Annotated in this window: 9 protein-coding genes; 2 read left to right on the top strand and 7 right to left on the bottom strand. The window is 61.4% G+C overall.

The features are described from left to right. Positions 1 to 36 precede the first annotated feature (36 nt). Both HD598_RS07335 and HD598_RS07330 read left to right on the top strand, forming a co-directional pair. Positions 37 to 840: a class E sortase gene (locus tag HD598_RS07335; RefSeq protein ID WP_183664865.1), complete on the top strand. Its 804-nt coding sequence runs from the start codon at positions 37 to 39 to the stop codon at positions 838 to 840. Between the two features lie 169 nt (positions 841 to 1,009). Then, a complete protein-coding gene (locus HD598_RS07330) occupies positions 1,010 to 1,687 on the top strand; it encodes an anthranilate synthase component II (protein ID WP_071895290.1) in 678 nt (225 codons plus the stop codon). 47 nt (positions 1,688 to 1,734) lie between these two features. Here the strand turns inward: HD598_RS07330 and pknB are convergent, their stop codons facing one another. Genes pknB through HD598_RS07295 form a run of 7 tightly spaced genes read right to left on the bottom strand, consistent with a single transcriptional unit; the run spans position 1,735 to position 12,267 of the window. After that, positions 1,735 to 3,978 carry a Stk1 family PASTA domain-containing Ser/Thr kinase gene (gene pknB, locus HD598_RS07325; protein WP_183664862.1) on the bottom strand — a complete coding sequence of 748 codons (2,244 nt, stop codon included), beginning with the start codon at positions 3,976 to 3,978 and terminating at the stop codon, positions 1,735 to 1,737. 14 nt (positions 3,979 to 3,992) lie between these two features. Next, positions 3,993 to 6,020, bottom strand: a complete 2,028-nt coding sequence (locus HD598_RS07320; protein ID WP_183664860.1) for a protein kinase domain-containing protein — start codon at positions 6,018 to 6,020, stop codon at positions 3,993 to 3,995. After that, positions 6,017 to 7,465 carry a peptidoglycan D,D-transpeptidase FtsI family protein gene (locus tag HD598_RS07315; RefSeq protein ID WP_071894450.1) on the bottom strand — a complete coding sequence of 483 codons (1,449 nt, stop codon included), beginning with the start codon at positions 7,463 to 7,465 and terminating at the stop codon, positions 6,017 to 6,019. The genes HD598_RS07320 and HD598_RS07315 overlap by 4 nt, the downstream gene beginning before the upstream one ends. Then, positions 7,462 to 9,027: an FtsW/RodA/SpoVE family cell cycle protein gene (locus HD598_RS07310; protein WP_183664858.1), complete on the bottom strand. Its 1,566-nt coding sequence runs from the start codon at positions 9,025 to 9,027 to the stop codon at positions 7,462 to 7,464. Before HD598_RS07310 ends, HD598_RS07315 begins: the two co-directional genes overlap by 4 nt. Further along, the gene (locus HD598_RS07305; protein ID WP_183664856.1) at positions 9,024 to 10,769 is read right to left on the bottom strand and encodes a PP2C family protein-serine/threonine phosphatase; all 1,746 of its coding nucleotides are present in this window, start codon (positions 10,767 to 10,769) and stop codon (positions 9,024 to 9,026) included. The genes HD598_RS07310 and HD598_RS07305 overlap by 4 nt, the downstream gene beginning before the upstream one ends. Then, entirely contained in the window at positions 10,769 to 11,371 is a 603-nt protein-coding gene (locus HD598_RS07300) for an FHA domain-containing protein FhaB/FipA (RefSeq protein WP_183664854.1), read from the bottom strand. The genes HD598_RS07305 and HD598_RS07300 overlap by 1 nt, the downstream gene beginning before the upstream one ends. Further along, positions 11,368 to 12,267, bottom strand: coding sequence for an FhaA domain-containing protein (locus HD598_RS07295; RefSeq protein ID WP_183664852.1), 900 nt, complete (start codon positions 12,265 to 12,267; stop codon positions 11,368 to 11,370). The genes HD598_RS07300 and HD598_RS07295 overlap by 4 nt, the downstream gene beginning before the upstream one ends. Positions 12,268 to 12,415: the final 148 nt, after the last annotated feature.

Genomic DNA, 12,415 nt, shown 5'->3' with positions numbered 1-12,415 from the left:
GTAGTTGTAGAAAGTACCGCAGAAAGTAGTCAGCACGTGCGTGAAACCGCGAGAAAGCCTTCGGGCCGACTTCGCGCTGTGGGCGTGCTGGGGGAACTCATTCTGACCGCCGGGATCTTGGTGCTGCTCTTTGTGGCGTGGGAGCTTTGGTACACCAATCTGTCCGCCGCCCGGACCTCGGCCGCGGTCACCCAGAACATTCAGGCGCAGTTCGCTCGCGAGGCCGCGCAGGATTCGGCAGGGGATGCTTCTGGGAACGCTTCAGGGACCGCAGGTTCAAGCGATGCCGCAGCGCGTCCGGCCGATCAAGCTCCCGCAACCGTACTGCACTTGCAAGGTCAGACCTTCGGGGTCCTGTATGTCCCCAAATTCGGGAAGCAGTGGTCCCGACCCATCACCGATGGCGTGGGATCCGAGGTCCTGAACGAGCTCGGCGTAGGGCATTACCCGTCCACGGCGATGCCCGGCGAGGTGGGGAACTTCGCGGTAGCGGCGCATCGTCAGACCCACGGTCAAGCGTTCTGGGATATCGACAAACTCACGGACGGTGACCGGATCTACGTCCAAACCGATCAGGGCTACTACACCTATCGGTGGACGCGCACGGATGTGGTGTCCCCGCAGGCCTCTGAAGTGCTTGCGGCGGTTCCGTATGAGCCGGGTCAGCAGGCATCCAAGAAAGTGTTGACGATGACCACGTGCCACCCGCCCTATTCCACCGAGATGCGGATGGTGGCCTTCGCCGAATTGGAGTCGTGGCAGCCGCTCTCAGCCGGCGCTCCCGCCGCCATAGCGGAGACCGTGGAAGCAAGTCTTTCTGCCAGCGCAGGGGGCGGATAAATGTACGCGTGGATCTTTAGGCACTTACCGGGGCCGCTGTGGTCCAAGGTTTTGATCGCCGTCATCTTGGTGCTGGCCGCAATATTAGTCTTAGCAGAGTACGTCTTCCCATGGCTCAATCAGTACAATCCATGGAATGAACCGACGATAGGAACGGTGTTAATTCGTGGTGGATCCTAACCAGTCCGCAGCAAGCGGTCAGTCCGTGCGCATTTTGGTAGTCGACAACTATGACAGCTTCGTCTACACCCTGGTGGGCTACCTGCAAGAGCTCGGCGCTCAGACCACGGTGGTCCGCAATGACGATGTCACGTTGGATGAGGCGATCGAACTCGCCCGCACTCGCGACGGCGTACTCGTGAGTCCAGGACCCGGCAACCCTGCCGAGGCCGGCGTCTGCATTGACCTCATCAAGTGGTGCGGCGACAACAACAAGCCCATGCTCGGTGTCTGCTTGGGCCACCAAGCGCTCGCAGAAGCGTACGGCGGCGTAGTCACGCACGCCGAAGAGCTCATGCACGGCAAGACGTCCCTCGTGAACCACGGCGATCACCCGATCTTCCAGGATGTCAGCGATCCGTTCACGGCCACTCGCTACCACTCCCTCGCAGCCGTCCGGGACACCATCCCTGACTCCCTCGAGATCACCGCGGAGACGGATGGCGGCGTCATCATGGGCCTCGCGCACAAGGAAGCTCCGCTGTGGGGCGTGCAGTTCCACCCAGAGTCAGTCTTGACCGAGGGCGGCTACCAGATGCTCGGCAACTGGCTCGCCTCGATGGGTTTGACGGACGCTGCCGTGAAGGCGAAGTCGCTGAGCCCGCTCATTAGCGACGCTCAGAAGTAGCAGTCAGAAGTAACAGCAGGAAGTAGATGGGTAGGCGGACTTACCGCTTACCCATTTCCGTTTCCGTTGTCCTTGCCCTTCGCGTTGCCGTTTCCGTTGTCCTTGCCCTTCGCGTTGCCGTTGCCGTTTCCGTTTCCGTTATTGGAGGACGACGGCGCAGTCGTTGGAGCAGCGCTTGTGGATGCGGCGCTCGAACTCGCGGTCTCCGATGAAGGACTGCTGGATGGTGACGGGCTTGGCGTCGCCGTGACCGTTTCCGTCGTTGGCGACTGAGTTGGAGCTGCAGCCCGGGCCACGCTGATGGTCACGATGCTGCCCTGGGCCACCGATTCTTTTTCGGCCGGAACCTGAGCAACCACGGTGCCGGGGGTGACCCCGGAGCGTGTCACGTACTGGATCTGCACGTTGAGCCTCACGCTGTCCGCCTCAAGGGCTTCGGTGGCCTTGGCCTGAGTCATATCGATAACGCGCGGAACTTCTACGCGACCCGTGGAGAGCGTAATGGTGACCGAAGTGCCCGCACGGACCTTATCGCCGAGGGCAGGGTTGGTCTTGACTAGCATTCCAGCAGGAATTTCCGGGTCATTGACGTGTTCCACTTCGTCATCCACGCTGAGGTTCAGCTTGGCGAGACGATCCCGCACGGTGCTTTCAGACTGACCTTCGAGATCCTTCGGAATAGTGACCTGCTCGGGACCCTTGGACAGCAAGAGGAGGATGTCAGCGTTCGCGCGAGCGTTTGAACCAGCACCAGGTTCAGTGCCGATCACTTCGCCTTGCGGAACCTCGTCACTGAAGCGCTCTTCGGTCCGCGGACGGAGCCCGGCAGCAATCAGCGCATTCTGCGCATCAATTTGGGACATGCCGGACACGGCAGGGACCGCGATGGTGGCATTGGCAACCTGCTGTTGCTGGGACCACTGCAAGAAGAAATACGCGCCACCGGCCAGAAGCGCGAGGGACAGAATCGTGACGATCGCGATCCACCAGCCACGGCCAGCATGGCGGCGGGGTGGATCGTCGCTAGTCATGTAATCAGCAAGGAGCGGCTCTGGTTCGTCGTGCTCACTCGTAGGCAGACCATCGCGATCGCCGGCGCTGTCGCCCGCTCCGCTGACTAGCGAAGCGGAAAGAGGCGCGGCAGAAGCACCACCTGCAGCACTTGAAGAGGTGAGCCCTAACGCGGTGGCAGAACCCAACGCTGCGGTGGAGTCCATCGGGGCAGGTTTCAGCACCGTCGTGGAATCATCCACATCGAACGTAGAGAACGCCGCTGTGGCATCGGACGCGTGAGCCGCGGACAAAACCGTGGTCGCCGCATCATCATCCCCAACCCCGCTGGTGCTGGCCGAGGCCCCTGAGACGGAAGCTGCGTCGTCGTCCTCAGAAGTATCCTCAGCACCCAGCAACACCAACACGTCGCGCAACGGGAGCCCGGACTCGACGGCCTCAAGCGCAGCGTCAAACTCCTGAGCGGACGCGAAACGATCCGCCGGATCCTTCTCGAGAGCCTTGGCAATCACCGCGTCGAGCGCCGGGGAAACATCCGGGTTCACGGAGGACGGCGCCACGGGCTTCTCGCCGACGTGCTGATAGGCCACAGAAACCGCGCTCTCGCCCACGAAAGGCGGTCGCCCCGTAGCCAACTCAAAGAGCAAGCAGCCGGCCGAATAGATGTCGCTTCGCGAATCAATCGCTTCACCACGCGCTTGTTCTGGAGACAAATACTGGGCGGTGCCCACGATTGCGTGCGTCTGCGTGACGGTCGCCGACGCGTCCGCCAAGGCCCGGGCAATACCAAAATCCATGACCTTGATGTGGCCGGACTCAGTGACAATGACGTTCGCCGGCTTGATATCCCGGTGCACAATGCCGCGTTGGTGACTGAACGCAAGCGCCGAGAGCACGCCGCGCGTATACGTCTGCGCGAGCTCCACCGTGATCTCGCCGGCTTTGAGCAGATCGCGCAGGGTCCGGCCCTTGACGTACTCCATGACAATGAACGGCACCCGGAATTCCTGGTTGCCCTCATCGAGGCGCTTGTGTTCGCCAGTGTCATACACCTGGACGATCGAGTGGTGGTTCAGCCCCGCAACAGCCTTGGCCTCGCGGCGGAATCGCGTGACCACCATGGGATCCCCCGCGGTATCACGGCGCAACAGCTTGACCGCTACCTCGCGACCCAACAGCTCATCATGAGCCAAAAACACATCGGCCATCCCGCCACGGCCAATCAATGACTTGATGGCGTAGCGATCGTTGAGAACGGAGGGAGGCGATGTATTAGTCATGTTTCGCTCTAGCGTCAGCTGCTAGGGGTCGGGGTAGTGGTTGCGGTGGCGCGGGTGCGGTCTTCAGCCGAGGGAACGGACGACGCCGCGGCGGCCGGACTCGAGGTCGGTGCGGTGGAGGAGGTGCCTGCGGGGGTGCTCGCCGAGCTACTCGCTGGAGCGCTCGAGGAGGTGCTGGCCGGGGCGGAGGACGTGGCCGCAGGACCGCTGGACACCCAGTACTGCACGGTGGAGCCGACGGTTACGGAGTTTCCAGATTCCGGCGAAACGCGGGTCACGGAGCCTTCAGCAACAGTGTCGCTGGCTTCGGTGCCTGCACGTGACGCTTCTAGACCGGCTTCGGCAAGAGCGGCAAGCACCTCGGACTCTGGCTGGCCCTCAAGACGAGCCGGAACTTCCACATCAGACGGCGGCACCGCATAGGTCAACGTGACGGTGGAACCAACTTCGACGGTTCCAACTGGGCTGACAGCCAGGACCGTGTTCTCCGTAGAGTCGCTGGTTTCTTGGCTTTGGGAGTCTCCCTTGAGGCCAAGCTGCTCGAGCTCGGCCAGGGCCTCTTCAAGCTGCATGCCCACAAACTGGCTCTCCGAAATGCTCACGGTAGTGGGCGCGGAGGAGGAGGAAGCGCTTGAGGATGCCGAAGAGGAGGCACTCGAAGAAGCGCTGGAGGACGCTGAGCTAGAAGTGGAGCTAGAGGCGCTCGTGGAGCTAGAGGCGCTCGTGGAGCTGGACGACGAGGAGCTGCTCGATGAGGATCCACCGCCCGTCAACTGAGGCAAGAGCCACGAACCCAAGAGCGCGAACAACACCAACGCGATGAGCGCCACCAGTGGCCAGGTCCATCGGGAACGGCCTTGAGCCACCGGTGGATTGGATTCACTCGCTGCGTCATCTGGCGAGTACCGGCGTTGCTGAGAACGCTGATCCTCGCTCAAGGACGCGGAAATTCCGTCAGCGGTGGCGTCATAGGACGGTGCCTCAGCTGCTGCGGCACCGGCTGAGCCTGCTGCAATACCTGCTCCGGCACCGAGTCCGGCGCCAGCGGCGGCCGCTCCGGCAACCGGCAGGGCCGAGGTCTTCGGAGCTGAATCGTCCTGATCTACCGGAATCTCAGACACCGCCTGCGTGGCTGCGGTCTGTGGTTCTACGACGTCACCGGACGCAGTGATTGGTTCATCCACCAAGAGCATGCCTGGGACAGCAGCGGTAGCGCGGCGGACGTCGCCTACGCGCAAGGCGTCGGCGGCTTCGGCTAGCTTGTTGGCGCTCTCCGGACGCTGCTTGGGGTCCTTGGCCAGCATGGACATGATGAGCGCGCGCACGGGAGCCGGGATGGAGTCCGGCAAAGCTGGCGGTGGATCGTTGACTTGCGCCAAGGCGATCGCGATTTGAGACTCGCCCGTGAACGGACGGCGGCCAGCCAAGCACTCGTAGCCAATGATGCCAAGGGCGTAGATGTCAGAGGTGCCAGTGGCCTGCTGGCCCGTTGCCTGCTCCGGGGCCAAATACTGGGCCGTGCCCATCACCTGGCCGGTGGCGGTCAACGGGATCTGGTCTGCAAGGCGGGCGATACCGAAGTCGGTGATCTTGACGCGGCCGTCATCAAGCATGAGCAGGTTGCCCGGCTTCACGTCACGGTGCACCAGGCCACGATCATGAGCGGCCGCGAGGGCACGTGCGGTCTGCGCGATGATGGAGAGCGTGCGGTCCGGCGAGAGCTGGCGTTCGCGTTCAATGATGGAGGAGAGCGGCGGACCCGGAACGTGCTCCATGACGAGGTACGCCGAACCGGCCTCTTCACCGTAGTCAAAGACGTTGGCGATGCCGGAGTGGTTCAGGAGGGCGGTGTGCCGGGCTTCCGCGCGGAAGCGCTCCAAGAAGCCGTTGTCCCCGGTGTATTCCTCTTTGAGAATCTTGATGGCCACGATGCGACCAAGAATCTCATCGCGAGACTTCCAGACCTCGCCCATGCCGCCAATCGCAATGCGTTCGGTTAACTTGTACCGTCCGCCGAGCGTGATCCCGGATGTAGGCCTCACTTATTGAACACCGCCTCAAGAATTTTCTTCATGATCGAACTAGATGTGCCGCGGCTTTCGTCATAGGAAATTCGCTCTACAACAACCGTAATGGCAACTTGGGGATTATCTGCTGGCGCAAAGCCGGTGATCCATCCATTGACGAGGCCGGAGGTGCCGATATCGGCCGTACCGGTCTTCGCCGCGAGGTCCACGCCGTCCACTGCGGCGCCCATGGCGGTGCCGCTCAAGACGGGTTGACGCATGAGTTCCGTGACGTCATCCGCCACTTCCTTGGTGGTGGCAACGCTGAGCTGCTCTGGCTGCGGCTCTTGCAAGACGCGCAAGTCCGCTGCGGTGACCTTCTCGATGATGTTTGGCTTCATGACCACGCCGTCGTTCGCGATACCCATGGCAACCATGTTCATCTGGAGCGGGGTGGCCTTGGTGTTGTACTGGCCAATCGAGCTCATCGCGAGCTGGGCGGCGTCGATGTCCTCAGGGAAGACGGACGCCGTGACGCGCATGGGGATCTGGAACTCTTGCGCGAATCCAAAGCGTTCTGCGGTGGCGCGGATTGCGTCCTCACCCACGGTCTCGCTCATGGTCACGAACGGGGTGTTACAGGACTGGGCAATGATGAAGTCCAGATCAGCAGTAGTTTGGTTGGCACAAATGCCTTCGCTGAAGTTGCTTAGCGTGGTGCTGGTGCCAGGAAGCGTGATCTCCGTGGGGTTCGCGTAGGTGTCATCCACGTTGTACTTGCCGGATTCGAGCGCGGCGATTAGCGGGATGAGCTTGAACGTAGAACCGGGCGCAATCAAGTGTCCGATTGCGGGGTTGATGTTCGGCGAGAGTCCTGTGGTTTCGAGGATTTCCGCCATGTTGGCCGTGGCCTGGCTGGTGCTGTGCACCGAAAGCAGGTTGGGGTCGTAGCTGGGCTTGGACGCCATCGCGAGGATGTCTCCCGTTGAGGGATCCGTGACAATAGCCGTGGCCTGCATGCCGTCTGGCAGAGCGTCGTAGACGGCTTGCTGCAGGTCGCCCTCGATGGTCAGCTCCACGGACGCGCCCTCGTTGGTGCCGCCCGTCAAGAGGTTCACCATGCGGTCATAGAACAAGCTGTCCGATTGCCCACTGAGCTCTTTGTTGAGCGTCGATTCGAGGTGGCGTGTGCCGTAGGCGAGCGAGTAGAAACCCGTCAGGTGCGCGTACAGTTCCGGCTCAAGGTACTTGCGCTGGTAAGAGAAGTCCCCGCCCTCGGTGGCTACGGACTCGGCGATCGGCTCTCCGTCCACCAAAATGGCGCCACGCGGAAGATCGAATTCTCGGTAGAGCTGACGTGTGTTCAAGGCGTTGGCGTTGAGGTCACCCGCGGCGAAGAACTGCACGTAGGTGAGGCTGCCCATCACCAAAAGGAAGAGCGCTAGGGCTGCGATCCAGGTGTTTCTAATGGCCTGATTCATGCGTCGCCTCCTTCGGACTTGGGACCGGGTTTCGGTGTGAGGTCAACCGTGTCTGTGCCAGCGCTGGTTCCTTTGCCGGTTCCGGATTCCTCTTTTTTAGAGGACGACGACGCCACGTGGGCTGCCGCTCCCCGTGAAAGATTGGTGCGCACCGCGTGGGGTTCGGGGGTTGCGTCGAGCGCACTGCGTGCGTTCATTTCCGTCACTCGCTGCGATTCTTCCGCGGTGAGCGGTCCGGCAGTGGTGATGGGGCGGCGTGCGTTGTGGGAGACCAAGAGCAACAAGGCCACGATGATCCAGTTGGACAACAGCGCGGAACCGCCGGCGGACATGAACGGCGTGGTCAGACCGGTGAGCGGTATGAGTCGTGTGACGCCACCGATCACCACGAAGCACTGCAGGGCAATAGTGAAGCTCAAGCCCGTGGCCAGAAGCTTTCCGAAGCCATCGCGGGTGCCAAGGGCGGCGCGGATTCCGCGACTGACCAAGAGGACGAACAACAGCACAATTGCCGTGACGCCGATGAGGCCCAGCTCTTCGCCGAAGACGGCCATGATCATGTCCGAGTTGGCGAGCGGCACCAAGCGGGGGCTTCCCTCGCCGAGGCCGGTACCTGTCATGCCGCCCGTGCCTAGACCAAAGAGTCCTTGGACAATCTGCCGGGAGCTACCGTACTGGCGGTTGTAGACCTCGGGATCAAAAGCGTTGATCCACGCGTCAACGCGCAATTGCACGTGGCTCATGAAGTTCACCGCGAAGACGGCGGCGACGGCTACCAGGCTGAGACCTATGACAATCCACGAAATACGGCCGGTGGCTACGTAGATCATGGCCATGAATAGGCCGAAGAAAAGAATCGAGGAGCCCAGGTCACGCTGGAACACCAGAACGCCGATGGACACGCCCCACGCGATCAGCATGGGACCCATATCCCGGAAGCGCGGGAACTGGATAGGACCAATCTTGCGACCAGCCAGCAGGATGAGATCTCGGTTGCTGGAGAGGTATCCGGCGAAGAACAAGGCCAACGTGATCTTGGCGATTTCGCCGGGCTGGAAGGTGAAGGGACCTAGAGCAATCCAGATGCGTGAGCCGTTGATTTCGACGCCAAGACCCGGAAGCAATGGCATGAGCAAGAGCAGGACGGACGCGGCCAAGAAGATATAAGTACCGCGGCGCAAAATGCGGTGATCACGGATGGCCCAGAGCGTGATGACGGCGGCCGCCATCGCAACGCCGGTGTACATCAGCTGGCTGGAGGCGGCGTCTGCGTTGATGGCGTTATCCACGCGGTGGATCATCGCGAGGCCTAGGCCGTTGAGGGTCACCACAATCGGCAGGATGTAGGGGTCGGCGTACTTCGCCCAGATGCGCAGGACAATGTGCACCACGAGCGCGAATCCGCCCAAAACGGCGCCTTGGATCATGAAGCTTTGGCCGGCCTCGTTCTGGGCGGCCATGTCTACTAGCCAGTTGGCGCCCATGGTGATGCCCAAGGCAACCACCAGGAGGACTAGCTCAAGGTTTCGACGCGGAACCGGTTTGGTCTGGATGTTGCTCATGAGTTACCTCCGGTCGGAGACGGTGCGGCCGGCGATGAAGTGGAAGTGGAGTTAGACGAGCTCGTTGGCGACGCGGCGGCGGAACTCGAGGATCCCGTTGCCCCCGACGAGCCCGAAGAGTTCGAGGAGCCCGATGCCGGGCTGCTGCTGGATCCCGGCGTAGGAGTGGGGGATTCGAGCGTCGGCGATTCGATGGAACCGCTGTCCGTGCAGTAGCTCGGCACGGTGGTTGTCGCTGTCTCGTTCTCGCTGGTGCTTCCCGTGGCCGGTGCAAGCACCGGGCAGGATTGGCGCGCTGTGATCAGCAGTTCGCCCACGATTTCTTGAGCATGCTCAAGGTCTCGAGCAGGAAGCGCGTTCGTGATGCGCTGTTGCGTGTAGGCGGGCAACACATCCAAAGGAATGTCCGTGGGGGTGTCCAAGCGGGACAGCTTCAGTGGGCCCAACTCTTGGGAAACACCCTTGAAGATGGCCACTTTTCCGGAGTAATTGCCCACGTAGTACTGGGTCTGCGTCCAGGAGTAGGCGAACCACGTGATGACCACCATGACCACAGTCATGAAAGCTAAGAACGCGGGAACCAGCCAGCGCGGCAGACCCCAACGGCGAGTGCTCGCAATGGTGCCGTCGCCCAAAATATTGGATGGCCCCACTCCAGCTAGCCGGCCGTGCACCTTCTCGGAGCGGGGGCGCGATTTCGCCAACTGAGCGGCTTCCGCCGATTCGATGGCTGCCAGCTGCTCTTGACGAGCTTGCTCGGACTTATGAGTCAGAAGTTCGGCCGCACGGCGTTCGCCAGAACGCTGGGTGACAATCGGAATCAGACCCGATTCGGTAGCCAACTGCGCTGCGCCCACGAGTTTGTGGGGACGCGTGGCCATCTGATGGCGGATCAACGCCGCGCTGGCTTCAACGTCGCTTCCGGACGCAGCAATGAGGATCTGTCCGGTGTCCGGCGCATGGTCGTCGCCGGCTGCCCGAGCGTTATCGAGAAGCGTGTTGAGCGCTTGATCGTCCTCGGATTCCTCCACGACGTCAAAGAGCACCACGGTCACGTTATCCGGGGCACCGTTGGCCAGAGTGACTTGAACTAGGTCATCGGTGGCTTCTTGAAGATCCTTGGTGCCGCGCACAATACGCTCCACCACAGCTTCAGAAACGCACGCGTTCAAGCCGTCTGAACACAACAGCCAGCGCTCGCCAGGGGCTACCGGAATCTGTTCAATATCCAGCTCCGGGCTGGCGTCCGAATCACCCAAGACGCGCATCAAGACGTTCTTGTGGGGGTGCGTTTCCGCCTCTTCGGGACGAATCCGGCCTTCGTCCACCAGTCGTTGCACGAAGGTGTGGTCTTTGCTGATCTGCTCAAACACACCGTCCTTGAGACGGTACGCGCGCGAATCGCCAATGTGGCTGAACTGAAAAGTCTCATCCGTGAGCAAGAGTGCGGTCACGGTGGTTCCCATGCCCTGAAGCTTGGGGTTGTGATTGACGAGTTCGTTCAGGATGGTGTTGGCCGTCTGAATCTCGTCGGGAAGGATGGTCTCCGCACCTTCATGGTGCGGCCGATCCAGGTGCACCAAATCCAGCACCGTGGAAGCAGACGCCACGTCTCCGCCCACGTGGCCACCCATACCATCCGCCACTACAGCGAAGTAGGTTCCCGCGTACCCGGAATCGTCGTTTTTCGAGCGGACACGCCCCACGTGGGACGCTGCCGCAAAGCGGAGCGCTAGCGGCATTAAGGCCTCAGCTCCATGACGGTCTTACCAATGCGGATGAGTTGCCCCGGACCCACGCGTTGTGCACGGTTCAGACGTTCATCACCCACAAAGGTGCCATTCGTGGAGCCCAAATCTTCCAAAAACCACTGCGAACCTTGCGGATACAAGCGTGCGTGACGCCCCGAAGCGTAATCGTCGTCCAACACCACGGTGGCCTCTTGAGCGCGACCCAACAACAATGGGCTCGCAGCCAATTCAAAATCCCGACCCTTGAGGGGTCCTTCCAGGATGACCAACTTCTTGGGAGCAGGTCGTGCCGCCGTTCGCGGCGGCGCTGCAGCCACAGGAGCCTGCGAAGCCGGGGCGGACGATCCCGCAGGGGAGGCACCCGCTGAAGCTGCGCCGTCGTACTGGGAAACCCCCATGCCAGCGGTAGCCGGGCTGGTCACTGGAACCGAGCTAGTGCCCGTTGCCAAGCCTTCCGCGGCCGTCGCCTGACGTGCCTTGTTGCGGCGGCCGATCACCAAGTCACGGCGAAGTGAACCGATGATCATGAAAATGAAAATCCACAAAAGTAAAAGGAAACCCAAACGGAGGGCAAGAAGGGCTAGTTCGCTCATCGACTACCTCCGGTGGTGCGCCGAGATGCCGGCATGAGTCGGAAATTAATGCGGGTGCTACCAATCATGATGTGGGTGCCATCCAGAAGTTCTTCCGGCCCATCAATACGGTACCCGTTCACGCTAGTGCCATTCGTGCTGCCAAGATCCTCCACGAAAATGCCATTAGCGTCGCGGAAAATCTCAATATGTTTGCGGCTCACGCGCGAATCATCCACCGTGATATCCGCTTCTTTAGAACGACCAATCACAATAGCGCTCGCGTTAATGGCGAAACGCTTGCCGTTGACCTCGATCACCGGCTGCGTGCGTGGCGCTTCGGCCGGTCGCTGCGGGGGAGGAGCGGGCGTGTTGACCGGCTGAGGGGCCGGGCGGGATGCGGCAGCAGGAGCCGCTTGGGGCCGTGCGACGGGTGCGGCAGGTGCGGCAGCGCGAGGCTGAGGCGCCGCCGACGGGGTCTGCGCGGGGGCTTGCGTCGGGGCAGGAGGATTCGTGCGGCGCGGAGCAGGAGTCTCGGGCTCGCCATCCTTGGACATCGTGGCGTGAATCTTGATGAGCCCGGGGCGAGTATCAGCGTTCTTCTTGAAAGAGACACGAACGGAACCCTGCAATGTGTAGGACTGCGAATGTGCGTGATCCAGGGCAACATCGCACAGTTCTTCAGCCAACGTGGGACCCCACTCGCGCGCTGAAGCAAAATCATCGGGAGACAAGAGGATGTCAAAGTTATTTGGCGCCAGCGTGCGTCCCTGAGAGAGCGCGAAAGAACGCGCGTCCATCTCATTGCGCAAACGGCTAGCAATCTCCACAGGTTTGATGCCGTCCTGGGCGGAGCCTCGGAAAACGCTCGTGACGAGCTTCTCTAGACCACGCTCTACATTGTCTACAAGTCCCATGCGCACTCCTCCCTCTACACCTGCACAGCTTTTCCGATACTACGTGACCGTGCTGTGAGCTATCTCCAGAATCCCATGAATTTCGCCGATCTGTGCGGACATTCTTGCGATCGAACTCCCTATTATTCATCTCGATTAGGCGGAGCGC

The organism is Neomicrococcus aestuarii (genome assembly GCF_014201135.1).
GTDB lineage: Bacteria > Actinomycetota > Actinomycetes > Actinomycetales > Micrococcaceae > Neomicrococcus > Neomicrococcus aestuarii.
Note: the sequence above shows the minus strand (reverse complement) of the source record. Positions and strands in the feature narration are given on the sequence as shown.